The following is a 25,889-nucleotide window of genomic DNA, read 5'->3' on the forward strand; positions in this document are numbered from 1 at the left end:
GTGATTGCTCCTTTGTTGATGATTTCTCGCAAAACCATTTTAACATGAAGCTTCACTATGGATTTTTGTTTTTTTGATTACCTGTTCAAATTCATTTTACAATTAACCATAAGCATATACTGTTTCGTTTTGTCATGCCAAAGGAGGATGTATCATGGGATTTTTTAGTGAAATGCTGGGCAATGCGTCGGAAATAAACATTGATGAAATCCGCGAGGACTATGCCAAGTTTTTGGCGCCGGGCGAGCGCATTGAGCACGCCTACCGGCTGATTCGCGATTTGTTTATCTTTACGGATAAGCGGCTCATTCTCGTCGACGTGCAGGGATTGACCGGGAAAAAGACGGAATACCTCTCGATTCCCTATAAAAGTATTACCCATTTCAGCATCGAGACCGCCGGCCACTTCGATTTAGACGCCGAGCTGAAAATCTGGATTTCCGGCATGGGCACGGAGCCGTTGTGCAAGCGGTTCAACAAGAGCCTGAACATCTATGCGCTGCAACAACTGCTGGCGCAATACATTTTTTAATCTGATACGTGCAAAGAGGCCTGCTTGTAGCAGGCCTCTGTTTTATATGAGCGCATTTCAGCAATTTCCCGTATACACATGGGACAAATACGTTCCGGCAATATCCCTCAGGCGATATACTGTTTCTACCTTCGTCGGCCCCCGGTCGGTCAGGCGGTACTGCGGGAAAAAGCGGGTAACGTGAAGGGGGATGTCTGCGTCCAGCGACGCAATCCATTTCGCTTCGGCTTCCATTTCGTCTTCGCCGTCGTTTTCACCGGGAACGATCAGCGTCGTCAGCTCGACGTGGCAGTCCCGGGCTGCTCTGGCGATAAACGCCTTAACCGTTTCCAGATTTCCGCCCAGCTTCTGGTAATACTCGTCGGAAAATCCCTTCAAGTCGATATTCATCGCGTCTATATAGGGCAGCAGCTCTTCCAATACGGGCAGTTCGGCAAAACCATTAGTCACCATGACGTTCTTCATGCCCCGCTCATGAACCAGCCGCGCCGTGTTGCGGACAAATTCATAGCCTACGAGAGGCTCGTTGTACGTAAAGGCGATACCCATATTTCCGTGGCTTCGGTACGCCTCGGCCAAGGCCGCCAGCTGTACCGGCGTAATCTCCCGCCAGGGAACGTCGGCCTGGCCGGCCATGGAGATTTCGTGGTTTTGGCAAAACGGGCAGGCTAAATTGCAGCCGAAGGTGCCGATGGAAAGGATCATGCTGCCGGGATAAAACCGGCGCAAGGGCTTCTTCTCGATGGGATCCAGCATAAGAGACGTAATCTTGCCGTAATTGACGCTGACAATACGGTTTTGTTCTCTCTTCCGGGCCCGGCAGCGGCCGTACTGGCCTTCAGCCAACGTGCAGTGATGGGGACAGACGGGACAGTGAAGCAGGCCTTCTCCCCGCGCTCTTTGGGACAGCGTAGTGTTCGTCATCAATAGTGTCTCACCACCTCAAACCGTTCCAGCTGTACGTCCTCGTCGGCGGAGATGCCGGCTTTGCGCTTGGCAATGGCCACCTGTGCCTGTACCGTATCAACGCCCTCCAGATTGGGCAGGAGCAGCCCTCTCCGGCTGCCTTTGGTCACGATGACGCCGTACCGCCGTACGTCCAGTTCTTCTTCTGATGCGATGATTTCAGCTGGGCTAAGCACGTCGACGCTGTATTCCAGCCGCTCTAATTCATCTTCCCTTACAGCATGAAACCGCGGGTCCTTCGTCGACGCGCTGACGGCATTTTCGATGATTTCCTCAGCGATGCTGTTTCGTACCGGCCCAATCGTGCCGATACAGCCCCGCAGAGCCCCTTCTTCTTTTAGGGAAACGAATACGCCAGCCCGGTTGGCATACATTTCGTCAGGAAGTCCGTCAGGCACGCTGATTTTTTTGCCCGTCCGTATGTACGTTTCTATGGTCTGCCGTGCCAGGCGCACGTACGCGTCTTCCGCCTCTTTCCGCCGGGCAGCCTGAGCGCAGACTCGTTCTTCATACTGACGCAGGAAATCGCGCTGCGGCGCAGCCCCTTCCGTTTCATACACGCAGACGCCGTATCCCACGCCGAAAGGCCCTTCATAAGACAGTCTTTCGGCTTTGACAGCCAGGCTGTCTAATGCCCCAGACATGATGACGAAGGAGCGCTGACCGCATTCCGCCGCCTTGGCGCAAAAATCTTCGGACAAATCGAAAAGACGGCCAAAGTCGCCCCTTCCCATGATGTCCATGATTTCCGAGTCGTATACAGGCCCTTCGGCCTGAAAACCGTACGGGCCGTCGTCTTTGAGCTTATGGGATAAATCGCCGCTGGCGATGACCGCAATGCGCCGCTCTAATAGCTCCGCCGTTTTTTGAATGCACTGGCCCAGCTTATAGTGCTGGGAAAAGGGCAGGCCCGACAGGCCGATGCGCACCGTTCGGTATCCTTCGTAATACTGATTCAGAAACCAAAGGGGAATCATCGTCCCGTGATCCAGACTGCTGTCCCGTTCGCCCAGGGTACCGGCCGAAACACCGCAGCCCGCCGCCTTGCGGGACAGCATATCGACGAATTCTGTATCATACTGCACCTTGATTTCTACTTGGGGAGCCCGGAAGGCCCCGAAATTCCCCTGCGCCCCGCGGCCCGGCGAAATATGAAAATAATCGGCATACATGACCGAATGAGGCGACAAGACGACGACCATATCGGGCTTCCACGCCGCCAGCCTCTTGGCCGCTTCATGATATGCCTGTATCGTCGCCTGAATCCCCCGTTCCTGTCCTCGCCCGACCTCCGGAATAATGAGGGGCGGATGGGGAACCATGATTGCACCTAACATTGCCATACTACATCCCTCCCTGCAACATGTACTCGTCACCACGTCTTGCCGTATACAATCGACATATACAGCAGGACTTTTTTATTTTATTATAATCCACAACACGGCCAGTCTACAACTGCTGTCCGACTGCGACGCAAAAAAGAGCCTGCGTTTCCACAAGCTCTCTGTCGATTTCCTTATAAACCGTTCGTATACACATCGTTGATAACTGCCTGCGCCCGTTCCGTTTCCTTCTTCCGAATCAGACGGTCCCTGTCGCTGACAATAGCCAGCATCTCGTCGACGACCATTTCCAGACTCGGCTCGCTGACCCGATATAAATAACCAATCATCCGCATCGCCGTAAAATCCGTGTTCAGCGTATGATAGGCAATTTCCTGACAAAAGGGCTGGGGATATCCCTTGCTCAGCAGGAGCTCGTATAATTCATCAGTCTTCGTCGCCATGAGCCGCCTCCACTTTCTCAAAACGGTATTTCTGCGACGCCGCGGGATACTTGTCATGATCTACTTCGCTCATGAACATGGCGTACGGCCGGGCGCATATCTTAAAGGGCGCGTATAAGGCCTGATACACAACAAGGCGCTCGCCCGACTCCGTATGTTGGGCAAAGGCCAGCACCTTATACAAATATTCTGATGTGTCAGCTGACACCCATTCCCGCTTAAAATGGCGCACGATGTCGCCAGCGCAGATATCCCGTACGGGCACATCCTCTTTCGGCGGCTCCGGCTCTGTCGCAACCTCTATGTAGTCGCCGCGGCGCAGGGAAACGGTTTTGCCTGAAGCAGTGACAATCGTCACGCCTTCGTCCCCCGCAGCGGCAACGTCAAAGACATCGCCAAAGGCATAGCCGGCGTCATCCTCTATGTATCTCTGTATAATTTTAATCTTCCCCATAATCCATTCCTTTCAATGCAAATATAACAATCCGCTCCCGCTCGTTGTTTCCTTCCAAGTCGCGGCAATCGATTTCATCAAACACCGTCAGCCCGTCAGTAGCCAGCAAATAAGCCATATACTCATCGGAGGGGTAATAGAAAAACAGCAGTATGTCCCGCGGCGCGGCATAATACGATGCCAGAATACGGCTCATGGCCTTCTGCAGGATTTGCAGGGAAAAAGGATTGAAAAAGTAAATGCGGTCTACTTCCTCCGGCACGGCAAAGTGCTCGGCATTAGCCAGCAAGAAGGATACTCGTCTCGAAGCAGTTCCTGACGTTAGGTTCTCTATCGCCTTTTCGTAAATCCGCTCGTCGTACTCGACGCCAATAGAATGACAACGCGTCTGCCAAGACAGGAAGAAATCGACCCGTCCCTTGCCGCATCCGTAATCGAGAAGAGTATTCCCCTTGCGGATATAACCGGCATTAGCCAGCCGCTCCAGCACCGAATAGGGCGTCGGCTCATAAGGGTAGCGGTACACGTCGGCGTGGGTATCGTCCCGCCCCGTCGTCTTAATCTGCAACAGTTTATCCCATTCGCTATCGGTCATCGTCAAATCAATATCCCTTCCAAGTGGTCCAGCTCGTGCTGGCAAATCTGAGCCGGCAGGCCGCGCAGTTTCTGCCGCCGCTTCTTCCAGCTCATATCGTAAAATTCCACTTCGATATACTCATACCGCGTCGTCTTGCGGACGCCGTCCAACGACAGACACCCTTCTTCCGCCTCATAGGGTCCTTCCTTCTTCAGCACGACGGGATTAAACATGACAACATCGGCCGCGCCCATATGAACGACAATGACAGCCTTCCGCACACCGATCATATTCGCCGCCATGCCTACGCACCGATCGCAATTCGCCTGCAGCGTATCCAATAAATCCCGGCCAACAGCCATATCGGCTTTAACAGCCCGTTCAGCCTTTTGTCCTAAAAAGAATATATCTCTTACGATTGGTTTAATCATAGTCAAGTTCCTCTAATTCTTTTAATTTTTTATTATCATGGGCCGCTGATTACAAATTTTACAGCTTGCGGCTCAGCATTTCGTACCTCTGTCAAAGCTTTATAAAAGGCCAGATAAAAATCTGTAATAATCCCAATATGTTGGATCAAAAACTCACATTGAATATCATAACTGCTTTTATATAATTTATCAAATAAAATGCCCCTATTATCCGATATGTCATATAATTCAATTACCCGCAATTGGTTCAGAATAGTATCTTCGTACGTATTTTTCAGGATGACATATCAGATTTTTATATACTTCATACACATTTCTCAAGAAATCATCCATAACGGCAACTGGATAGATATTCTCTCCCCAATGTTCAAACTCACCCTGGCGGCTTGCTGTATCATATGCTTCATTTTCATTTTTCACATTGAATGTACCAAATATCCATTCAAGTAAAGCCTCAGAACAATCTTCTTCGACGCTAATTGCGCAATTTGGTTTTCTGTACCAATACTCCCACGGCCTACGGTATTGACCTTCTATGTTTTCATCAATACAAATTCCATATTGTGTGTTCCCACCGCCCATCGTTCCTTGCTTTATAAACAAGCGCGTAAATTTATCCTGTATGTTGTAAATATTTTCATTATATACATAACGTAAGAATTCATGTCCCATGAAGGCTTCACCCCTTACTGATATATATTATTTATATCATATACATTGATAAACAAGTGCTTATGCTTTATTTATAATTCAATAAACTTCTTCATATGATTAATATACCATTAGTTATATTTTAGTCAATCACGATTTACTAAACCATAAACTACTTAACATTTCACAGCGCACAAAGAAAACAGCCCCCATACTATAGGGGCTGCGTTCTTTTACTGATATATTCTATTCTCTAAACAGCCAGTCCTGGAATTCTTCTTCGGTGATGATATGGGTTCCTAATTGACGGGCTTTTTCGTATTTACTGCCGGGATCGGCGCCGATGACGACGAGGGTCGTCTTTTTCGTAACCGACGAGGTACATTTGCCGCCGCGGGATTCTACGGCTTGTTCCGCTTCCTTCCGGGTCATGGTCTGGAGCTTGCCGGTCAGGACGACGATTTCTCCGTCGAAGGATGTGTTGATGAGCTGGCGTTTTTCCGCGGTCATGTCAACGCCGTACGACGCAAGCTTGCCTACGAGGCTGCGGTTCTTTTCATCACCAAAATAAGCGACGACGCTTTCGGCAATGCGCGGGCCGATTTCATCGATAGCCGTCAAGTCGTCTGCCGACGCGGCCATGAGGGCCTCGATAGAGCCGAAGCATTCGGCCAGAATACGGCCAGCTTTGGCGCCGACGAAGCGGATGCCTAGGGCGAAGAGGATGCGGGCCAAGCCGACGGATTTGCTGGCTTCAACAGCTTTAAGCAGGTTGTCCGCCGATTTTTCACCGAAGCCTTCAAGCTCGACGAGGTCTTCTTTTTTCAGCGTGTAGATGTCGGACACGTCGTGAATCAAGTGGTTCTGCAGCAGCTGCTGCACGATGGCGTCGCCTAAGCCGTCGATGTTCATGGCGTTGCGCGACACAAAGTGGGCGATTTTCTCACCGACGACAGCCGGGCAATCGGGATTAATGCAGCGCGTCGCCGCTTCCCCCTCCTTGCGCACGACGGGACCGCCGCAGCTCGGACAGGTGCTGGGCATGACGAATTCCCGTTCGGAGCCGTCCCGTTCCGATACGACGGCCCGTACGACTTCGGGAATGATTTCGCCGGCCTTCTGGATAATGACCGTATCGCCGATGCGGATGTCCTTTTCCTTAATATAGTCTTCGTTATGCAGCGTCGCCCTCTTGACCGTCGTGCCGGCTAAATGAACGGGCTTAAGATCTGCCGCCGGCGTCAGGACGCCCGTCCGGCCGAGGGAAACGGAAATTCCCAGCACCTTGGTCTTCGCCTGTTCCGGCGGGAATTTATAGGCGATGGCCCAGCGGGGAATCTTGACGGTGTTTCCCAGCCGTTCCTGCTGGGCGAAGGAGTTGACCTTGACGACCATGCCGTCCGTCGCGTAGGGCAAGGTATCGCGCTTTTCATCCCAGCTGTGGATATAGGCGATGACTTCTTCCATAGTCCTGCATTTGCAGTATTCCGGATTGACCTGGAAGCGAAAGGCCTTTAGGTCTGCAAGCAGTTCTTCCTGGCTGCGGATTTCCACGCCGACGTTGCCGCCCAAGGCATAAGCGAAAAACGCCAGCTTGCGCTGAGCCGTAATGCGCGGATCGAGCTGGCGCAGCGAGCCGGCCGCGGCGTTGCGGGGATTGGCAAAGGGCTCCAGCTCGTCGTCGCGGCGCTGGGCGTTGAGCTGGGCAAAGGACTCGATAGGCATGTACACTTCGCCTCGGATTTCAATATGAGGCGAATCGTTGTCGATGCGCAGCGGAATCGTCCGGATGGTACGGACGTTGTTCGTAATGTCTTCGCCGACCCGTCCGTCGCCGCGGGTAACGCCGCGGACGAATTGGCCGTGCTCGTAAATGAGGTTGACTGCCAGCCCGTCGATTTTCAGCTCGACGACGTATTCCAGCTCTTCGCCGCCTAAATCATTGCGGACGCGCTGGTCAAATTCCATGAGCTCGGCGTCGTTGAACACGTCGCCTAAGCTGAGCATGGGCTGGTCGTGCGTATATTTTTCAAAGCCGCCGGAAATCTTCGATCCGACGCGCTGTGTCGGCGAATCGGGCGTCACCCATTCGGGATGGGCCTTTTCAATCGTTTCCAATTCGCGGTACATCATGTCGTACTCGTAGTCTGTTACAGTCGGTTTATCCAAGGTATAATACTGATAGCTCAGTTCATCAATTATGTGACGCAGCTCTAAGAGACGTGCTTTTTGCTTTACATCATCCATACGTGCCTCCTGTAAAAATATGCGCAGCTATTTCAAGTTGCTGGCCTGGTCTATATCCGTTTCGATTTCAAAGGCGCTGTCCTCGCCGGAACGGGCAACGGCCAGCAGATGGCAGAGACGCTGGTGCTTCGACCGCTCGATAAACTGGTGGGCGATCATGTCGGGAATCGTCGCGCCCAAGGCGATGGCCAGGATAATCATAAAGGCCTGAACGCCGCTTTGTATGGCCGTGAGCAGCCCCTGCGGGTCCAGGGAGGGAATATAAAAAATGCCGATGAGCAGGCGGTACATGAAGACGCCCGGAATCATGGGAATGACGGCCGGGACGGTTACGACGGACCTGGGGGTGCGAAGGCGGCCGGCAAGCTTGAAACCGACGATGCTGATGAGGGCTGCCCCCCAAAATGAGGCCCAGGCCATGGGAACATCAAAGCCGATTGCCAGGATATTCCGCGTGCCGACGGCCATGACGGCGCCGATGCCGGCGACGGGCAGCAGGCGCGGCGGGATATTGAAGATGACGGAAAACCCCATGGCCGCCAGTGCTGCGGCGATGGCCTGAGAACCGTAGATGCTGTCAGGCACGATGTCGTACGTCGAATAGGCCGGAATCTGGCACAGGCTGATGGCCCCGACGATACCGAAGGTCATAGCCAGGACGACGAGCATCGTGTTCATGGCCCGGGTCATGCCTGATACGATGTAGTTGTTCATGAGGTCGTCAAAGGAGTTGATGAGCGGCACGCCCGGCACGAGAAACAGCATGCAGGCAATCATGGGAAACCATGGCGTTGCCGATCCCGGCAGTACCTGCGTCCAATAGGCCGCAGCCGTCGCGATGCACGCCGACGCGGCAATGCTGATGTAGGGGTTGACGCCGAAGCGGTTGCAGCCGTGGCGCACCCAGAAGCCGATGCAGGCAGCCAGCGCCGTATAGACAAAGGCAACCCAGTCGCAGCCGAATAATTTGCAGAACCCGCCGCAGGCAATGCCCGCTGCCAGCGACGTCGCCCACTGGGGATAATGGCGGCGCGTACTTTTTTCCTTCATGGCTTCCAAGTCGGCCTTGAAGGTTCCCGTTTCATATTTCTGTTCCAAGGCTCGCCAGGACAGCTGGCTGACGTCGGCAATCGTCGTCATGTTGATGCCGTGAATGCGGCATTTCCGAAACACTGTATAGGATTTCTTCTCGCTGTCGTAATTGGCCATAATCGTCGTATAGGTCATGTGGAAGTTCAAATGCTTCCAATGCAGCCCTAAATAGGCCGCCGCCCGCAGCATATCCCTGACGATGCTCTTCGAATCGCCGCCGCTCTCCATGAGCAGCTGGCCGATATCCAGCACCATTTCCATTTTATCCTTAATCGTAGCTTGTCTGGCCGAACAAATGTCGATAGACGACATGGCCGTTTCCAAGCCCTTGGTCATAGTCTGTCTCCTCGCTTCCTGCTAAGCCTTTTCCAGCGGTGCGTACTTGACGACGACCTGCCGGACGCCTTTCGTCGGAAATTGTATCTTCATCTGCATGTTCTGCCCTTCGCCGATGACCTCCAGGACGGTGCCTATGCCCCAAATCTTATGGCGAACCTTATCTCCGGCGGCAAAGGACGTGTCGACGGCATGCTTTTTCGGCAGCGTCGTCGCCACGGGCTTGGACAGAATCGATACGCGCTGCCGCCCCGGCACGGACGCCGGCTGCTGAGGCATAGCCGTCTTGCGGCGGAATTCTTCTATGAGCTCCGCTGGGATTTCGTTTAAGAAACGGCTCGGCAAATACGCCGATATGCGGCCGTACATCGTCCGCGTCGAAGCGTTGGTCACGTACAGCTGCCGCTCGGCCCGCGTAATACCGACGTAGGCCAGGCGGCGTTCTTCTTCTATCTGAGACGAATCCATGAGGGTGCGGCTGTGTGGGAACAAGCCTTCGTCGAGGCCGACGAGGAAGACGACGGGAAATTCCAACCCTTTCGCGGCGTGCAGCGTCATAAGCGTCACCTTGGAATCGCTGCCCTCAAATTCGTCAACGTCGCTGACCAGGGCGATATTTTCCAGAAAATCCTGCAGATTCCCTTGGGGATTGGAGTCCATGTAATCCTTGGCAACGGAAAGGAACTCGCCGACATTTTCTTTGCGGCTTTCACCCTGCACGTCGTGTTCAGCGTCTTTATCAAGCATGGCCCCGTAGCCGGACTGCTTGATGGTCTCTTCGATAAGGGTCTGTACGTCCCATTCGTCGACGTGATTGAGCAGCTCGAAGATCATGACGGAAAACTCTTCCAGCGACGTTCTGGCCCGTTTCGTAATGGCCGGGATATCGTCTGTCGACGACAAGGCTTCAAAGAGGGAAATGCCGTTCTGCTCGGCGTAGTCGGCCAGATGTTCTATCGTCGTCGCGCCGATATTTCGCTTCGGCACGTTGATAACCCGCATGAGGCTCAGGCTGTCTTCGGGGTTGTACAGCAGGCGTAGGTAAGCGATGACGTCTTTAATTTCCTTGCGGTCGTAGAACTTCGTCCCGCCGACCATCGTGTAAGGAATGGCGTAGCGCATGAGCTTTTCTTCCAGCACGCGGGACTGGGAGTTGGTACGGAATAAAATCGCCATGTCGCCGTAGGGCTCATTTCCGATTTCGTGGCGGTTGTAAATGACGCCGGCGACGTAATCAGCTTCGTCATGCTCCGTCTGGGCATGGTAATGGATGATTTTATTGCCTGCCGGATTTTCCGTCCACAGCACCTTCTTCGGCCGGCTTTCGTTGTTGTCGATGACGGCGTTGGCGGCATTCAAAATGGTCTTCGTCGAGCGGTAGTTCTGTTCCAGCTTGATAGACGCCGCGTCGGGATAGTCCCGCGTAAAGTCGATGATATTGCGGATGTCCGCGCCGCGCCATGCGTAAATGCTCTGATCCGCGTCGCCGACGACGCAGATGTTTCGCCATTTCTGGGACAGCAGCTTCGTCAGCGTGTATTGGGCGTGGTTCGTATCCTGGTATTCGTCGACGAGGATATACTGAAAGCGGTTCTGGTATTTTTCCCGCACGTCTTCGTGCTCCTGCAGCAGGCGCACGGCCAGGCGCAGCAGGTCATCGAAGTCCATAGCGTTGTTTTCCTTCAGCTTCTTTTCATACAGCGTATATACCTCGGCGACTTTCTGGGCATAGAAATCGCCGGCCCGGCCGGTAAATTCATAGGCGTCCATCAGGGCGTTCTTCGCCGACGAAATCGTCCCCAGGACGGACCGGGGCGGAAACTGCTTGTCATCCAGATTGACCTGCTTCAGGCAATCCTTAATAAGGGTCATCTGGTCTGTCGTATCGTAAATCGTAAAATTTCGGGTATAGCCGAAGCGGCCGTCGATTTCAAAGCGCAGCAATTTGGCGCAGAACGAATGGAAGGTGCTGATCCACATGCTTTCAGCCCGCGGGCCGACCAGCTTTTCCACTCGTTCCCGCATTTCCTTGGCCGCCTTATTGGTGAAGGTAATCGCCAGGATGGCATAAGGCGACACGCCCTTCTCCAGCAGGTAGGCAATGCGGCAGGTCAGTACCTTCGTCTTCCCCGACCCGGCGCCGGCCGTGATGAGCAGCGGCCCTTCGGTCAGCTGCACCGCTTCGAGCTGCCGGTCGTTCAATGTATCTAAAATAGGATTCATACAAACTCCTTTGCCATAATCAGTAAAAAAGCCTCACCGGGAAGATGAGGCTTTGGTTCATATACGGGTAAAGGCTTATTTCAGAGCTGCCAAAATCTGCGGGACGATCTGCTTCTTACGGCTCATAACACCGGGCAGGTATACTTCCTTGTCGAGAACGTCCTTGGCAAAGGCCTTGCCTACGACGGCGTCCATGTTGCCGGCGAAAATGAGGTTCGTCGATTCGTCGATAATGCTCGTAATCATGAGGAACGAAGCGGCGTAGTTTTTAGCCGAACGCATTTTTTCCAACGCGTTGAGAAGGACCTGCTTCTGTTCGAGCAAATCCGTCGTGTCCATGACCTGTACCTGGGAAATCGTAAAGGTTACGCTGCCGTCGGAGAATTCCTTCATGTCGTTCTGGGCAATCTGGTCCGGCGTCAAATCGGATACGTTGGCGCCGGCTTTCAGCATGTCCATGCCGTAAGCCTGCAGGTCTACGCCGGCAATGGCGGCCAGCTTTTCAGCCGTTTCCCGATCCTGCTGGGTGCAGGTCGGCGAGCGGAACAATACGGTGTCGGAAATAACGGCCGACAGGAGCAGGCCTGCGATTTCCTTCGGAATAGCGATGTTTGCCTGTTCGTACAGGGACGTTACGATCGTAGCCGTGCAGCCGACGGGCTGGAACAAAATGAAAATCGGGCCTTCCGTCGCCAAGGTGCCGCCGATGCGGTGATGGTCTACAACGCTGATGATTTCAGCTTCGTCGATGCCGTCGATGATCTGCTTCTTTTCGTTGTGGTCGACGAGCATGACTTTTCTCTTTTCTACGGCGGCTACGCAGTCTGCGCAGACCATGCCGACGTACTTGCCGTCGTCGACGACGACGTAGCGGCCTTCAGCCGGAACGTCATGGCCGTTGTCCGACGTGCTGAATATCGTAGCGGCGTCCTGCACCAGGCGCTTTACCGTGCTCAGTTCTTCGCCCAATACAGTCTTGACGAATTCGCCGGCTAAGCTGGACTTATACAATACGCCGACAAAATTGCCGTTTTCCGCAACAGGCGCTACGTCGCTGTCGTGATCGGCAAACCATTTCGCCGCGTCCTTCAGGCTGGCGCTGTACGGCAGAGCTTCGACGTCCTTGCGGACCGCTTCGCCGACCTTTACGTAAAAATCTTTGACCAGGGGCTGCGCTTCTACGTGGAAGTAATCCAGGGCGTAAGCCGTTTCTTTATTGATGTCACCGGCGCGGACAGCGACTGCGTCGACGCCTTTTAATTGCTGTAATTTTGCAAATGCAATGGAAGAACAAATCGAATCCGTATCCGGATTTTTATGTCCTGTAACAAAAATCTGTTTTGCCACAATACATCACCTCATTCATAATTATGACTTTCATTAGATTGGCACTCAATATATTATATCATATGCCGGACGCGGTATCTAGTAAAAAAACAAGGACTGGAATATATCCAATCCTTGTTTTATGTGTTCTTGCTTGGGAATTACCGACGTTCGCGAATACGGGCAGCTTTGCCTGTCAGACCGCGGAGGTAGTTCAGTTTTGCACGGCGAACGATACCGCGGCGAACGACTTCGATTTTAGCCAGACGCGGGGAATGTACCAGGAAAGTACGTTCTACGCCTACGCCATAGGAAATGCGGCGAACGGTGAAGGTTTCGCGGACACCGCCGTTCTGACGGCCGATGACGACGCCTTCAAAAATCTGGATACGTTCGCGGTTACCTTCGACAACCTTTACATGAACCTTGACGGTGTCGCCAGGGCGGAATGCAGGAATGTCGCTGCGAAGCTGTTCTTGTTCAAGTACGCTGATAATATTCATCTTTTTTTCCTCCTATAAGACATTCGTGTTCCCCGTTGCCGCCCAACACACGACAATCGTAAAACGAACAGAGGACTGCCTAAATTAACGAAAATAATTATAGCATGTTACACAGGGCATTTCAAGAAAGGCCTTCGCTTTTCTGTTATTCTGATTTCGCATGTACATGTTCTATTTTATCATGGGCCGCCCGGCCTAATTTCCCCTCCGACAAGGCCAGCCCCAGCAAGGTCAATGCCGTGCCGGCGACGGTCATCGTCGTAACCGGTTCCCGGAGGACGACAGCCGACGTGGCCACCGTGACGACGGGCAGCAAATAAATGTAGACGCTGGTCTTCACAGCCCCCAGGATCGCCACGGCGCTGCTCCAGGTAACGAAGCACAAGGCCGACGCCCCCAGCCCCAAGAACAGGAGGTTGAAGATGACGATCCCGTCGGCAAAGCGGGCCGGCGCCCATTGAAAGTCAAAGAGATATAAGGCCGGAATCATCCACAATATGCCGTAGAAAAAGGTCCGCCGCGTCGTCAAGAGGACGGGATAGTCAAAACGGCTGATCTTCTTAATTAAAATGGAATAGCAGGCCCATACGACGGCGGCCAGCACGGCCAGCATGTCGCCCAGCGGGTTGAGCTCCATCGCCGAGCCGTTGAAGCTGATCAGGCAGATACCGGCGATGGCCAGAAAAAATCCAATGAAAAACTGCGGCGTCAGGGGCTTCTCCGATTTGATGAATACAGCCGCCAGCATGGCCGTAAAAAAGGGCGATACGGAACAAATGACGCCGACGTTCGACGCCATCGTATAGGTCAGGGCGATGTTTTCCAATAAATAATACAAACAGATTCCCGTAAATCCCGCGGCGGCAAAGGTCGCCTCTTCCCGCCATCCCGACATGTGAAACCACCGGGGACAGCAGCACCACAGCACGGTATAGGCCATGACAAAGCGGAAGAATAAAATTTCTACAGGCTGAAAATCAGCCAGCAGGACCTTCGTCGATATAAAGGTAGTCCCCCAAATAAATACGGTCAGCAGCGCCGCTATATGGCCTTTTGTCGCAGAATGTGCCACGTCCAGTCTCCTCTCTTCTTCCCTTGCAAGCGCGCAAAAAAGTGCAGGCGCACAAAAAAGGGCACGCCCTCTTCTGTTTCAGGCATGCCCGTTTACGCGCTTCCGCGCCCTGTTACATCTTTACGCCGTTCGGCACAAAGCTGCGCGTCATGTGGGAAATGATCTTGTCGTATTTATCTTTCTTTTCTGTCGGATATACGACGGAAAAGGCCGTGTAGGTCTGATTCTTTTCGTTTAAGAACAATTCATGATAATACGATTTCGCGCCGTCCGTCCAGGCGATGGCATAGCTGTTTTTTGTGCGCACGTTCATGGTCAGCTCAGGCGAGCCGTTGACGCCGATATCCATGTTGCATAATTCGTCGATGGAGAAATTCAGGGCATTTTTCGCCGCGTAAGTCATAAACAAGGCGTCGTCCTTCGGATCCTGGAAATAGCAGCCGTCGCCGCCTTCGTTCATATCGGCCTGGGTAGCCGATTTCGGGATATCGACGACGTAGCCGTACATGCTGTTGTAATATTGATAGTAGTCGCCGTCTTTGGCTTTATATACTAATACTTCCGCATAGCTGTCTCTATTTGAGCTCTTAATCGTCATGGTGTCGGCGGCAAACGACGTCGAACCGGCCACGCATGCGATACCCGCCAGTACTAAGGTGATTTTTTTCATATTCATAAGCAGTCACTCCTTTACGCCAAGCTTATTTTCATAAGGCAATAGCAGATGCGGGAATAGACCGCACCTGCTATGTATTATATCACATATAAATTTTAAAACACAAGGAAGGACGCTCGTCCATGCCTAATTGTAAAGAAGCTGTGACAATAGCCTTACGACAGCTTCTTGATGTCGCCGATGGGGCTGATGAGGCTGTACGTCAAGGTCAGCAGGTGGATGCGGTTTTCCTTTACGGCCGCATTTTCATGCATGACGAGGACGTTGTCGAGGAAATCGTTGATAGCGCCGATGCCTTCGGACAGGATATCAGCCGCAGCGGCGTAATCGTAAACGGCGTACGCCTGGGCCAATCCCGATTCCATAGCCTGGCAGGCGGCGTACAGCGCCTTTTCTTCGTCCGTTTCAAACAAGGAAGCGTCGACAGTCGTGTCTTCCGCATCCTTGATCATGTTGCCTACGCGGGTAAAGGCCTGGAGCAGTTCCGTCTTGCCCATGAGGTCGGCGTCGATGAGGGCCTGGGCGCGGCGGGCGGCCTTGGCAGCGTTGAGCGTATCGTCGCTGAGGACACAGTCGATGATATGGTAATCCACACCCTTGTCCTGGAAGATGTTTTTCAGGCGCAGGACGAAGTAATCGTTGAGCTGGCCCATGACTTCCATCTGTTTGTCCTTATCCACCTGGAGAAGGTCGAGGACGAAGGCGAATACTTCATGGCAGTTCAGGTTCCAGCCGGCATCCATGAGGATGTTCAGGACGCCGATAGTCTGACGGCGCAGCGCGAAGGGGTCCTGGGAGCCCGTCGGGATGAAGCCCCGGCTGAACATGCCCGTAATGGTGTCGAATTTATCAGCCAGGCCGAGGACCTTGCCCATATCAGTCTGCGGCAGTTCGTCGCCGGCAAAGCGCGGCTGATACTGTTCCGTAAGGGCTTCGGCGACGTCTTCTCCTTCGCCGTCGATCATGGCGTATTCCTTGCCCATGACGCCCTGCAATTCCGTAAATTCCATGACCATCTGCGTAGCCAGGTCGGCCTTAGCCAGCAGGGACGCCCGCTTCAAGGCTTCGTCGGACAAGCCGAGATCTAATTTCTGATTGAGGAACACCGTGATCTGTTCCAGGCGCAGGGCCTTATCGTACAGCGTGCCGAGGCCGTCCTGGAAGACGATTTTCTTCAATTTTTCTACGTAATCGACGAGCTTATGCTTCTTGTCTTCTTCAAAGAAGAACTTGGCGTCGTCAAGGCGGGCCCGGAGTACCCGTTCGTTGCCGTGCTGCACCGTTTCCAGATGGTAGTCGTCGCCGTTGCGAACCGTCAGGAACAGGTTCATGAGCTTGCCATCCTTGTCGCGCATGGGGAAATACCGCTGGTGGTCCTTCATCGGCGTGATGATCGCCGCTTCGGGCAGCTTCAGGTAGTCTTCGTCAAATTCGCCGCACAAGGCCGTCGGGTATTCGACGAGGAAAATGACTTCTTCCAGCAGGTCGTCGTCCATGATGATCGTGCCGCCTTTTTCATCGGCCAGCTTCTGCAGCCCTGCTAAGATCAGTTCTTTTCGTTCTTCCGGGTCGACGATGATGAAATGTTCCTTCGCCGTGCGTTCATAGGCGGCCATAGAAGGAATTTCGAAATCGCCTGTGCCGAGGAAGCGGTGGCCGCGGCTTATCCGGCCGGATTTGACGCCGGCTAATTCAAAGGGAACGACGTCGTCGCCGAAGAGGGCCACAATCCAGCGGATCGGGCGGACAAAATGGAAATCCAGAGAGCCCCAGTGCATGCTCTTGGGGAAGCCCAATCCCGTAATAATGCCGGTCAAAATATCAGGCAAGAGGCCCGCCGTTTCCGCGCCGATGCTGGTGACGTTGGCGTAGACGTAGCCGTCTTCTACGACCAGGTCTTCTACGGCGATTTTCTGGCCCCGGGCAAAGCCCATGGCAGCCTTCGTCGGATTGCCGTCGCCGTCGTAAGCGATTTTGACGGACGGCCCTTTATTCTTCGACGAAATATCGGCCTGCTTTTCCGCGACGCTCTTGACGAGGAGGGCTACGCGGCGCGGCGTTCCGACGGCGCGGATAGCTTCATAGGCGATGTTCGCTTTATTCAATTTATCAGCAGCCAGCTGCTGTACCTGCGAGAGGACGCTCGGCATATAATGAGCCGGGATTTCTTCGGTGCCGATTTCAAGTAATACGTCTTTGCTCATTTAGTTTTCCTCCTTTTTCAACATGGGGAAGCCCAGTTTTTCCCGCTGTTCCAAATAGGCCTTGGCGCAGGCCCGGGCCATGTTGCGGACCCGGCCGATGAAGGCGGCCCGTTCGCTGACGCTGATAGCGCCGCGGGCGTCGAGCAGGTTAAACGTATGGGAACATTTCAGCACGTAGTCGTAAGCCGGAATGACGAAGCCGGCTTTAATGACCCGCATAGCTTCTTTTTCATACTGGTCAAAGAGGTGGAACAGCAAATCGGAGTCGCTCAATTCAAAGGAATACGTCGACTGTTCCACTTCGTTCTGATGGAAAATATCGCCGTACGTCACGTCGTCGTTCCATTTCAAGTCGTAGACGTTTTCTACGCCCTGAATGTACATGGCCAGACGTTCCATGCCGTATGTAATTTCCGACGAAACGGGAGCGACGTCGATGCCGCCTACCTGCTGGAAGTACGTAAACTGCGTGATTTCCATGCCGTCGAGCCAGACTTCCCAGCCGAGGCCCCAGGCGCCTAAGGTCGGCGATTCCCAGTTGTCTTCGACAAAGCGGATATCGTGTTCCTTCGGGTTGATGCCCAAGGTTTCCAGGCTCTTTAAATACAGCTCCTGAATGTTATCCGGCGAAGGCTTGCAGATGACCTGGAACTGATGATGCTGGTACAAGCGGTTCGGGTTGTCGCCGTAGCGGCCGTCGGCAGGACGGCGGGACGGTTCTACGTAGGCGACGTGCCACGGTTCGGGACCGAGCGTCCGCAGAAACGTAGCCGGATTCATGGTGCCTGCCCCTTTTTCTACATCATAGGGTTCGTAAATGATGCAGCCTTGGGAGGACCAAAATTCTTTCAAAGCAGAAATCATATCCTGAAAATTCATTCGTTTTCCCTCCTAATAATACAAAAAGTCCCTGTAACATCGTGAAATGTTACAGGGACGAGTATCCATTACCCGCGGTTCCACCCTGGTTGGTCGAAAGACCCGCTTCATTTGCCGGCCATACGCATCACCTAGCGGTGACTTCCTGCCGCGGCCTTCGGAGCGCCTTCAGCACCAAACGATAAGCTCACACCGTCCTTATCTCGCTGGCATCGTGCTTACTTCCTCTCCTGCATCGCCGTACTTCATGCCAATTATCATAGCATAAAAGTACAAAAAGGGCAAGCAGAAATCCATGCCTGGCAGTCCCACTTACCGGCGGCGGTCCTCCTTGTCATCATCAATGGGCTTTACGTCGATGGTCATGCCCTTATGGCGGAATCGTTCTTCCCGCATGGCCGCTTCATAGCCGCGGCGGTAGGCGTCGTCATCGGAGGTATTCTTTTTGCCTCTAAACTTGCGCCACAAGTGAGAAATAAGGGATACGATAACCAGCAGCAGGATGATATTGAACATAACGCCGAGGATGTCGGCCATAAAGCCCATATTCCCCCAGCCGAACAAGCTGCTCAGCATACTGCCTAAAAACATGCCGCCGGCCAGCAAGCCGATATTGCGCATGGCACTGCCCCAGCCGGACGATTGATTCGTCCGATTCTGCGCGTTCGCCCGGGCATTATCCTGGGTGTTTTGGCGGGCCTGCTGATTCGTCTGATTATTCGTCGTCGTTCTATTCGTCGTATTGTTGCGCACAGTACCCTTTGATCCCGACGGAAGGGCCTTAGGAGCCGACATGCGCACGCCGCCGCGCGCAGCAAAGGCAGGCGTCGAAACGACAGGCGCGGCCGCAGCAATAACCAGTCCGGCCAAACATACGACAGCAATTTTCTTAAAATTCATAGTACACTCTCCATTTCGATATCTAGGTATTACAATTATATTCTATATCTATATATTATATTACACTAAAAACGTAAAAAAGAGCAAGGCAAAAACCTGCTCCCCTATGTAAAATCCATATACAGCAGGCCCCAAAACACCGTATTTGGATTGTATTAATCAAATTAAACCGGGAAAATAAACCGACAATTGCCGGTTTATTTCAATTTTTGATTTTGACACGTTCCGCTGACAAGGTCATACAAATTGACGCCGGAAAAATACGCTGTCAGCTGTTCCTGAAGCTGTCCAAAAGACGTATGAAGGCCGCAGTCGCCGCCGTTGCGTTCACGGTACGGACACACAAACCCCTCGTCCAGGCAGTTGCTGAGCATATTTTCCCTGTCCATGACCTGAATCAAATCCATCAACGTAATATCATGCAGATTCTTTACCAGCCGGCAGCCGCCCTGGGCTCCGCGGATAATTTCGATGTATCCGGCCCGTTCCATTTTCTTGGAAATTTTATATGCAAACTGCCGCGGTATGAGCTGTTCATCGCTGATTTCCCGGATGTTTTTCAGCCGCAGGTTAATTAAAGAACGTAAAATTCTTACAGCATAATCAGTTTCTCTTGTAATGATCACGTTGAATCCCCTTTTACTTTGATGTAATTCTTGTCTTACGGTTTACCTGTTTTAGTACAGCGCAGATTCGCCTTCTTCCCTTACAATCCACTCCAATAGTACTTTATATAGTTACTATTATACTAAATTCTTCATTATTTTTCATCATTTTTTTACAAAATAATTGCCCTTTTAGCGCCTGTTTCATATGCCTCCCCCTCCCGTATCAGCCGGCGGCCGCAAACGAAAGCCGCCTCTTGCACCGCCGGTAAAAAACTTATATAATTATTACCAGTTGTATGTTAGGTTTATTGTATAAATGAGGTGGAATATGTCTTTAGTTGATGAAGTAAATAATCGCCGTACCTTTGCCATCATCTCCCATCCTGACGCTGGCAAGACGACGCTTACGGAAAAACTTTTACTGTACGGAGGCGCAATTCATTTAGCCGGGTCGGTCAAAGCAAGAAAAACGGCTAAACACGCCGTGTCCGACTGGATGGAAATCGAAAAGCAGCGCGGCATTTCCGTTACCAGCTCGGTTCTGCAGTTTGATTACGAAGGTCATCATATCAACATACTCGACACGCCGGGCCATCAGGACTTCAGCGAAGACACGTACCGCACCCTTATGGCAGCCGACAGCGCCGTCATGCTCATCGACGTGGCAAAGGGCGTCGAAGCGCAGACGAAAAAGCTGTTCCGCGTCTGTAAGGACAGAGGCATCCCTATTTTTACCTTTGTCAATAAAATCGACCATTTCGGACGAAATCCCTTCGACCTGATGGACGAAATCGAAAACATCCTCGGCATCCACGCCTACCCCATGAACTGGCCTATCGGCATCAACGGCAACTACGAAGGCATTTACGATCGGGAATCGGCCTCCATCGAGCTGTTTGAAAAGGACACGTCTCACGGTCAGCGCAAACTGGCTTCGACGAAAGGGTCCGCCGACGACCCCATTTTCAAGGACCTGCTCGACGAAGAAATTCACCAGTCCCTGATAGACGACATCGAGCTCCTCGACGCGGCCGGCGACAGCTTCGACATGGAAAAAGTAAAAAATGGCCAGCTGACGCCTATGTTCTTCGGCTCAGCTATGACCAACTTCGGCGTCAAGCCCTTCCTGGAAAAATTTCTGGAAATGGCACCCAAGCCTCAGCCTCGAAAATGTCTGGAAGGCGTAGTGGATCCCGAGTCGGATCAGTTCACATCCTTTGTCTTCAAAATTCAAGCCAACATGAATCCCCAGCATCATGACCGGGTCGTATTCATGCGCATCTGCTCCGGCAAGTTCGAAAAAGGCATGTCCGTCACCCATCGCCAGTCAGGCAAGACGCTGCGTTTAATGCAGCCTCAGCAGTTCCTGGCGACGGAGCGAACGATCATCGACGACGCCTACCCCGGCGACATCATCGGCGTATTCGACAACGGCACCATGGGCGTCGGCGACACCCTCTATGCCGGAAAGAAAAAGGTCACCTTCAAGGATTTCCCGACCTTCCCGCCGGAACTGTTCGCCCGCATCCGGGCCAAGGACTCGATGAAACGCAAGCAGTTTCTCAAGGGCATGACCCAGCTGGCCCAGGAAGGGGCCGTCCAAATTTATGAAAACCTCGGCTCTATGGAAAGCTACATCGTCGGTGCCGTCGGGAAACTGCAGTTTGAAGTACTGGAATACCGCCTTAAGCACGAATACGGCGTAGACTTGGAAATGAACATGCTTCCCTTCACGGTCGCCCGCTGGCTCCAGCTGAACGGCCACGAATACAGGGAACTGAAAAACGTCGACAGCGCCATGCTGGTCAAGGACCACAAGCAGCGATTGGTACTGCTCATCGCCAACGAATGGCAGACCAACTGGATTTGCGAGCGCAATCCGGACATTACGTTCTGCACGACGCCGGATGAGCTGGCCCTCGATGACGACGAAGAATAATAAATAATATCTGCATAATAAAAACACCTTCTCATGCTGACCACAGCACCGAGAAGGTGTTTGTTTTTATATGTTACCACATGCCCTTGGATTTCCAGAAGCTGCGCCGGCACATGACCAGCAAGGTCAGGATTTCCAGCCGGCCCAGCAGCATGGACAAGCACAGAATGCTTTTTGCAAAATCAGACAAATTCGCATACGTACACGTCGCGCCGGTAATCCCAAAGGCCGGGCCGATGCAGCCCATGGTGCTGACGCTGATGCCGACGGCATCGAAAATGTTCACGCCGTCCCACGTAAGCAGCAGCGCCCATAATACGATAAAGGCCATGTACAAAAAGAAAAACTGGCTCACGCGGACGACTGTATCGTCGCCGACGTAATGGCCGTTGATTTCTACGCGGCGCACCATGTTGGGATGAACCTTTTGAAAGGCCGTAATCCACAGGGCCTTGACCAAGATGACGACGCGGGATACCTTGAGGCCCGCCGCCGTCGAACCGGCACAGCCGCCGCAGATCATGAGAAAGAGCAGCAGCAGCTTGGAAAAGGCCGGCCACGTGTCATAATCTGCCGATACGAAGCCCGTCGTCGCAATGGATGCAACCTGGAACGAGGCGTATCGGAAGGCCGTCGTCCACTCGCCGCCGAAGGCATAGGCCAAATTCAGCATGATGAGGAGCGTCACAACGCCTAATATGAGCAAATAGGCCTTAAATTCCGTGTTCCGCCGCAAGACGCCGGGCCCCTTTTGATACACCTGATAGTACAAGCCGAAGTTTCCGCCGGCCAGTATCATGAAAAAGGTAATCCACCCTTCTACAACAAAATCGTCGAAATGGGCCACGCTGGCATTAAAGGTTGAAAACCCGCCGGCCGAAATAGTCGACAAGGCGTGGTTCAGGGCATTGATAAAATCCATGCCGCACAGGAGGAAAATAACCAGGGCGATGAGGGTAAAGCCGGAATACATGCGGAATAAGACATTCGTCATATCGTGAAGGCGGGGCAGCACGCGCTCCCGCGTCGGCCCGGCCACCTCGGCGTTGTACATGGACATAGTCGACTGTCCCGCTTCAGGCAGCAGGGCGATAAAGATGACGACGATGCCCAGCCCGCCGAGCCAATGGGTCATGCTGCGCCAAAAGAGGATGCTGTTCGGCAGCACCTCCAGGTCTTCAATGACCGTCGCCCCCGTGCCGGTAAACCCGGAAATACTTTCAAAGAGCCCGTCGAGGATTCCCAAGTACCCGCCCAATACATAGGGCAGCATGCCCAGGCCCGTCGCCAGCAGCCAGCCCAGGCCGGTAATGGCAATGCCTTCGCGTATCGTCAGGGCCTTCGTCCGGACGTGTCCCCGGCGCTGGCACAGAAAGGACACGGCCACGGCCGCGCCAATCGTCAGGATAAAGGGCACGGCGCTCTCTTCGCCGCACCAGAAAGCGATGCCCAGCGGGATGAGCATAGTCAGTCCCTGGATAAATGAAATTTTTCCTAAAAACCGGCATACGACATGTAAATCCATAGGCATCCTTTCGTTGAAATTCTCTGCTGGCCGCACGGCGGCAAACCTACCAGACGCGGCGCTTCCAAAACGACGGCATCAACAGGGCCAGGACGGGAAAAATTTCCAGCCTTCCCATGAGCATGGACAGGCACACGACGGCCTTGCTGAACGAGGGCATATCCGCATAGGTGCACGTCGCCCCAAACAGGCCGAAGCTCGGCCCGCAGCTGCCCATCGTCGTGATAGCTACGCCCAGGGCGTCAAAAATGGGAATGCCGTCGAAGACCAGCAGCACGGTCCACAATATGTCCAGCATGACATATACGAAGAAAAACCGGGCTACGCCGTACAGTACGTCTTCGGAAAAGTCCTCCCCGTTGGAGCGGACATGCAGGACGAGGTGCGGGTGCATCTTCTGCCGTATGCGCAGGACGATCGTCTTGGCCAGCAGCATGAGGCGCGTCACCTTCAGCCCGCCGGCCGTCGAGCCGGCGCAGCCGCCGACAAAGATGAGAAAGACCAGGATAAACTGGGAAAAGGCCGGCCATTTGTCGAAATCGCTGGAAATGAACCCCGTCGACGACGACAAGGACGCAGCCTGGAAAAAGGACTGGCGGAACGCTTCGCTCCACGCCCAGCCCTGCGCAGAGGCCAAATTGGCCGCCATCAGCACCGTCGCCGCGGCGACGAGGCCGACATAGGTGCGAAATTCCGTATCGTGCAGGATGACCTTGGGTCCCCGCTTCCATGCCGCCACGTACATGCCGAAGTTGGCGCTGGAAATCATCATGAAAAAGGCCAGCACCCCTTCGATCAGCGGGCTGTCGAAATAGGCCACGCTGGTGTTATACGGGGAAAAACCGCCCGTCGCAATCGTCGAGCAGGCATGGTTCAGCGCTATGAGGAACGACATGCCGCAGGCCATGCAGGCCAGCGCAGCCGCCGTCGTAAATACGACGTACACGCAGAACAGGGCCTTGGCCATTTCCTTTACGCGCGGTACGTTCCGGTCCGACGTCGGCCCCGTGCTTTCGGCGTTGAACATATGAACCGTCCCCCGCCCCAACTGAGGAAATAAGGCGATAAAGATGACGATGATGCCGAGGCCGCCGAACCAATGGGTCAGGGACCGCCACAGCAAAATGCCCTGCGGCATGATTTCCAAATCGGGAATGACCGTCGCCCCCGTGCCGGACAAGCCGGAAATGCACTCGAATACGCCGTCCAGCACAGACAAATAGCCGCCGGTAGCATAGGGCACCATGCCCAAAAACATGACCATAATCCATCCTAAGGCCGTAATCGCAATGCCCTCGCGGTTCGTAACCTCACCGGCAGGCGCCGTTCCGTACGCCGTCAGGCCCTTGCCCAAGGCCAGGCACACGCTGATGGCGGCGGCAAAGGCGAATACGCTGCTTTCACTATACCACAGGGACACGGCCAGGGGAAGGACCATGCCGCAGCCGTAGGCCCAGGACAGCCGGCCTAATACATACCATACTATTTTCAAATCCATTTGACACGACGCCTCCTACCAACGGCGCTTAAAGGCCTGGGCTGCCGTCTGCAGCACGATGAGAAAGGAAAAGATTTCCAATCGTCCCAGAATCATCAAAAAGGCGCAGTATGCCTTCAGCCAGGCTGGTTCCGCGGAAAATTCGACGACGCCGAACAAGTGGGCCGTCGCGCCGGCGCTAGTCAGGCAGCCCGCCGCGACCCCCATGGACTGCAGGGGCGTCATGCCGGACAACGAGATGATAATCGTCGATACGAAAAATACAGCCATAAATAAGAAAAAATAGCTGAGAACCCGGCTGATGATCTTCATATCGACAGGAACGCCGCTGACCTTTAAGCTGATGACCATGCGCGGATGCAGGAGATGGCGCATTTCCTGAGCCGCTATCTTGAACAGCACGATAAACCGCATGACCCGCAGGCCGCCCGTCGCCGAGCCGATACAGCCGCCGACGAAGACGATGAGCAATAAGATAAATTTATCAAAATCAGGCCAGGCCGAAACGTCGGCCGTAATAAAACCGCTCGTACTATAAAAGGAAAGGACGTGGAAAAATCCCAGTCGCAGGCTGTCTGCCCCGTCGTACACGCCCATCTTCCACAAGTGAAAGGACACGAGAAAGGCCGTCCCCAGCAATACACCTAAAAATACGCGGAGTTCCGTATCCTGAAAGGCCGACTTGAGATCCCGCCGCTCAAAGCTTTTCCAATACAGCAGGAAATTGCCGCAGGCCAACAGCATGGAAAAAGCGCAGGCCCATTCCAGGGCCGGATTGCCGCCGGACATGAAAGAAAATGGCGCGTCGCCGCTCGTCGATATGCTGCGAAAAGCGCTTGTGCAGGCGTCGAACAAAGACAGACCGGCCAGTAAATAAGCCAGGATAGACAGGACCGTAATGGCCGCGTATATCTTCCCTACCTGGCGGGCCGCAATATCCATGCGCCCCAGCATGGGGCTGAAGCTGATGCTCTGATGAACGGACAAGGTCAGGCCGAAGCAGCCGCTGACCTGAGGAATAATCGTCACCATCAGCAGGATGAAGTTCAAGCCGCCCAGCCATTCCATCAGGCCGTGCCACAAGACCAGCGAACGGGGCACATCGCCGGCCGGCCCGACGGCGCAGGACAGGCCGACAGTCGTATAGGCCGAAATGCTTTCAAAAAACGCGTCGGCGACAGGTAAAGCACCGGAAAATAGATACGGCAGCATGCCGACGCCTCCCAGCATGACCCATACGAGAACCATGTACCAGGCGCCGCCGGCAACGCCCAGCTGCTTGCTGTGCCGGCGGCCGAATCCCATCATCAGCCCGCCCAAGACCAGCGTGACTGCCATGGAAGGGCCGAAATACAAATACGCCGGCTCTCCCCAGGAAAAGGCGCACAGCAGGGGAATCAAAAAGGCCAGGCCGTTCAGGATTGCCATCCTTCCCAGGAGGAAGAAAAACAAATACATGTGCAT

General features: G+C 53.6%; 23 protein-coding genes. 2 read left to right on the forward strand and 21 right to left on the reverse strand.

All coding sequences use genetic code 11. From position 1 onward, the window contains the following. Window positions 1–154 precede the first annotated feature (154 nt). Window positions 155–532 carry a PH domain-containing protein gene (locus B5F80_RS01240; RefSeq protein ID WP_087477000.1) on the forward strand — a complete coding sequence of 126 codons (378 nt, stop codon included), beginning with the start codon at window positions 155–157 and terminating at the stop codon, window positions 530–532. Between the two features lie 57 nt (window positions 533–589). Here the strand turns inward: B5F80_RS01240 and amrS are convergent, their stop codons facing one another. The 18 genes from amrS to B5F80_RS01330 all read right to left on the reverse strand — a co-directional run bounded on the left by amrS (window position 590) and on the right by B5F80_RS01330 (window position 19,481). Next, window positions 590–1,456 (reverse strand): AmmeMemoRadiSam system radical SAM enzyme, encoded by an 867-nt coding sequence (amrS, locus tag B5F80_RS01245; RefSeq protein WP_087477001.1) that lies wholly within the window; start codon window positions 1,454–1,456, stop codon window positions 590–592. Further along, the gene (gene amrA / locus B5F80_RS01250) at window positions 1,456–2,841 is read right to left on the reverse strand and encodes an AmmeMemoRadiSam system protein A (RefSeq protein ID WP_087477002.1); all 1,386 of its coding nucleotides are present in this window, start codon (window positions 2,839–2,841) and stop codon (window positions 1,456–1,458) included. Before amrA ends, amrS begins: the two co-directional genes overlap by 1 nt. A gap of 173 nt (window positions 2,842–3,014) precedes the next feature. Then, on the reverse strand, window positions 3,015–3,284 hold the full coding sequence (locus B5F80_RS01255; RefSeq protein WP_087477003.1) for a hypothetical protein: 270 nt from the start codon (window positions 3,282–3,284) through the stop codon (window positions 3,015–3,017). Beyond that, the gene (locus tag B5F80_RS01260) at window positions 3,268–3,738 is read right to left on the reverse strand and encodes a DUF1653 domain-containing protein (protein ID WP_087477004.1); all 471 of its coding nucleotides are present in this window, start codon (window positions 3,736–3,738) and stop codon (window positions 3,268–3,270) included. Before B5F80_RS01260 ends, B5F80_RS01255 begins: the two co-directional genes overlap by 17 nt. Further along, entirely contained in the window at window positions 3,725–4,333 is a 609-nt protein-coding gene (locus tag B5F80_RS01265; protein WP_087477005.1) for a methyltransferase domain-containing protein, read from the reverse strand. The genes B5F80_RS01260 and B5F80_RS01265 overlap by 14 nt, the downstream gene beginning before the upstream one ends. Before the next feature lie 2 nt (window positions 4,334–4,335). After that, entirely contained in the window at window positions 4,336–4,746 is a 411-nt protein-coding gene (locus B5F80_RS01270) for a peptide deformylase (protein WP_087477006.1), read from the reverse strand. A gap of 228 nt (window positions 4,747–4,974) precedes the next feature. Next, entirely contained in the window at window positions 4,975–5,418 is a 444-nt protein-coding gene (locus tag B5F80_RS01275) for a hypothetical protein (protein ID WP_087477007.1), read from the reverse strand. Between the two features lie 225 nt (window positions 5,419–5,643). Beyond that, a complete protein-coding gene (gene ligA, locus B5F80_RS01280) occupies window positions 5,644–7,644 on the reverse strand; it encodes an NAD-dependent DNA ligase LigA (RefSeq protein ID WP_087477008.1) in 2,001 nt (666 codons plus the stop codon). A 27-nt stretch (window positions 7,645–7,671) separates the two neighbouring features. Next, complete coding sequence (locus B5F80_RS01285; RefSeq protein WP_087477009.1) at window positions 7,672–9,072, reverse strand: threonine/serine exporter family protein; 1,401 nt, start codon at window positions 9,070–9,072, stop codon at window positions 7,672–7,674. Between the two features lie 21 nt (window positions 9,073–9,093). Beyond that, window positions 9,094–11,295 (reverse strand): DNA helicase PcrA, encoded by a 2,202-nt coding sequence (pcrA, locus tag B5F80_RS01290; RefSeq protein WP_087477010.1) that lies wholly within the window; start codon window positions 11,293–11,295, stop codon window positions 9,094–9,096. A gap of 75 nt (window positions 11,296–11,370) precedes the next feature. Beyond that, window positions 11,371–12,642, reverse strand: a complete 1,272-nt coding sequence (locus B5F80_RS01295) for a manganese-dependent inorganic pyrophosphatase (RefSeq protein ID WP_087477011.1) — start codon at window positions 12,640–12,642, stop codon at window positions 11,371–11,373. A 140-nt stretch (window positions 12,643–12,782) separates the two neighbouring features. Beyond that, complete coding sequence (gene rplS / locus B5F80_RS01300; RefSeq protein WP_087477012.1) at window positions 12,783–13,124, reverse strand: 50S ribosomal protein L19; 342 nt, start codon at window positions 13,122–13,124, stop codon at window positions 12,783–12,785. 145 nt (window positions 13,125–13,269) lie between these two features. Further along, complete coding sequence (locus B5F80_RS01305; protein WP_087477013.1) at window positions 13,270–14,196, reverse strand: DMT family transporter; 927 nt, start codon at window positions 14,194–14,196, stop codon at window positions 13,270–13,272. Window positions 14,197–14,308: 112 nt separating this feature from the next. Next, window positions 14,309–14,872 (reverse strand): hypothetical protein, encoded by a 564-nt coding sequence (locus tag B5F80_RS01310; RefSeq protein WP_087477014.1) that lies wholly within the window; start codon window positions 14,870–14,872, stop codon window positions 14,309–14,311. Window positions 14,873–15,027: 155 nt separating this feature from the next. Then, a complete protein-coding gene (gene glyS, locus B5F80_RS01315; protein ID WP_087477015.1) occupies window positions 15,028–17,076 on the reverse strand; it encodes a glycine--tRNA ligase subunit beta in 2,049 nt (682 codons plus the stop codon). Beyond that, on the reverse strand, window positions 17,077–17,955 hold the full coding sequence (gene glyQ / locus B5F80_RS01320; RefSeq protein WP_087477016.1) for a glycine--tRNA ligase subunit alpha: 879 nt from the start codon (window positions 17,953–17,955) through the stop codon (window positions 17,077–17,079). Window positions 17,956–18,267: 312 nt separating this feature from the next. Continuing rightward, window positions 18,268–18,855: a hypothetical protein gene (locus B5F80_RS01325; protein WP_087477017.1), complete on the reverse strand. Its 588-nt coding sequence runs from the start codon at window positions 18,853–18,855 to the stop codon at window positions 18,268–18,270. Window positions 18,856–19,052: 197 nt separating this feature from the next. Beyond that, a complete protein-coding gene (locus tag B5F80_RS01330) occupies window positions 19,053–19,481 on the reverse strand; it encodes an Rrf2 family transcriptional regulator (protein ID WP_087477018.1) in 429 nt (142 codons plus the stop codon). A 310-nt stretch (window positions 19,482–19,791) separates the two neighbouring features. Between B5F80_RS01330 and B5F80_RS01335 the strand changes: the two genes are divergently transcribed. After that, window positions 19,792–21,402 (forward strand): peptide chain release factor 3, encoded by a 1,611-nt coding sequence (locus B5F80_RS01335; protein ID WP_087477019.1) that lies wholly within the window; start codon window positions 19,792–19,794, stop codon window positions 21,400–21,402. 73 nt (window positions 21,403–21,475) lie between these two features. Here B5F80_RS01335 and B5F80_RS01340 read toward each other — a convergent pair whose 3' ends face one another. From B5F80_RS01340 to B5F80_RS01350, 3 genes are read right to left on the reverse strand one after another with little or no spacing between them, the layout of a single operon-like run. Next, entirely contained in the window at window positions 21,476–22,927 is a 1,452-nt protein-coding gene (locus B5F80_RS01340; protein ID WP_087477020.1) for a TrkH family potassium uptake protein, read from the reverse strand. A gap of 46 nt (window positions 22,928–22,973) precedes the next feature. Beyond that, window positions 22,974–24,425 (reverse strand): TrkH family potassium uptake protein, encoded by a 1,452-nt coding sequence (locus B5F80_RS01345; protein ID WP_087477021.1) that lies wholly within the window; start codon window positions 24,423–24,425, stop codon window positions 22,974–22,976. A 15-nt stretch (window positions 24,426–24,440) separates the two neighbouring features. After that, window positions 24,441–25,889: a potassium transporter TrkG gene (locus tag B5F80_RS01350; RefSeq protein ID WP_087477022.1), complete on the reverse strand. Its 1,449-nt coding sequence runs from the start codon at window positions 25,887–25,889 to the stop codon at window positions 24,441–24,443.

This window comes from Megasphaera sp. An286 (assembly GCF_002163455.1).
GTDB lineage: Bacteria > Bacillota > Negativicutes > Veillonellales > Megasphaeraceae > Megasphaera > Megasphaera stantonii.

Bases quoted from the DNA above. Each gene is read 5' to 3' on its own strand.
- pcrA (WP_087477010.1), bottom strand. From the start codon at position 11,295: ATGAATCCTATTTTAGATACATTGAACGACCGGCAGCTCGAAGCGGTG.
- rplS (WP_087477012.1), bottom strand. From the start codon at position 13,124: ATGAATATTATCAGCGTACTTGAACAAGAACAGCTTCGCAGCGACATT.
- B5F80_RS01340 (WP_087477020.1), bottom strand. From the start codon at position 22,927: ATGGATTTACATGTCGTATGCCGGTTTTTAGGAAAAATTTCATTTATC.
- amrS (WP_087477001.1), bottom strand. From the start codon at position 1,456: ATGACGAACACTACGCTGTCCCAAAGAGCGCGGGGAGAAGGCCTGCTT.
- B5F80_RS01310 (WP_087477014.1), bottom strand. From the start codon at position 14,872: ATGAATATGAAAAAAATCACCTTAGTACTGGCGGGTATCGCATGCGTG.
- glyQ (WP_087477016.1), bottom strand. From the start codon at position 17,955: ATGAATTTTCAGGATATGATTTCTGCTTTGAAAGAATTTTGGTCCTCC.
- B5F80_RS01255 (WP_087477003.1), bottom strand. From the start codon at position 3,284: ATGGCGACGAAGACTGATGAATTATACGAGCTCCTGCTGAGCAAGGGA.
- amrA (WP_087477002.1), bottom strand. From the start codon at position 2,841: ATGGCAATGTTAGGTGCAATCATGGTTCCCCATCCGCCCCTCATTATT.
- B5F80_RS01265 (WP_087477005.1), bottom strand. From the start codon at position 4,333: ATGACCGATAGCGAATGGGATAAACTGTTGCAGATTAAGACGACGGGG.
- B5F80_RS01275 (WP_087477007.1), bottom strand. From the start codon at position 5,418: ATGGGACATGAATTCTTACGTTATGTATATAATGAAAATATTTACAAC.
- B5F80_RS01345 (WP_087477021.1), bottom strand. From the start codon at position 24,425: ATGGATTTGAAAATAGTATGGTATGTATTAGGCCGGCTGTCCTGGGCC.
- B5F80_RS01260 (WP_087477004.1), bottom strand. From the start codon at position 3,738: ATGGGGAAGATTAAAATTATACAGAGATACATAGAGGATGACGCCGGC.
- glyS (WP_087477015.1), bottom strand. From the start codon at position 17,076: ATGAGCAAAGACGTATTACTTGAAATCGGCACCGAAGAAATCCCGGCT.
- B5F80_RS01350 (WP_087477022.1), bottom strand. From the start codon at position 25,889: ATGCACATGTATTTGTTTTTCTTCCTCCTGGGAAGGATGGCAATCCTG.
- B5F80_RS01325 (WP_087477017.1), bottom strand. From the start codon at position 18,855: ATGAATTTTAAGAAAATTGCTGTCGTATGTTTGGCCGGACTGGTTATT.
- B5F80_RS01335 (WP_087477019.1), top strand. From the start codon at position 19,792: ATGTCTTTAGTTGATGAAGTAAATAATCGCCGTACCTTTGCCATCATC.
- B5F80_RS01285 (WP_087477009.1), bottom strand. From the start codon at position 9,072: ATGACCAAGGGCTTGGAAACGGCCATGTCGTCTATCGACATTTGTTCG.
- B5F80_RS01270 (WP_087477006.1), bottom strand. From the start codon at position 4,746: ATGATTAAACCAATCGTAAGAGATATATTCTTTTTAGGACAAAAGGCT.
- B5F80_RS01240 (WP_087477000.1), top strand. From the start codon at position 155: ATGGGATTTTTTAGTGAAATGCTGGGCAATGCGTCGGAAATAAACATT.
- ligA (WP_087477008.1), bottom strand. From the start codon at position 7,644: ATGGATGATGTAAAGCAAAAAGCACGTCTCTTAGAGCTGCGTCACATA.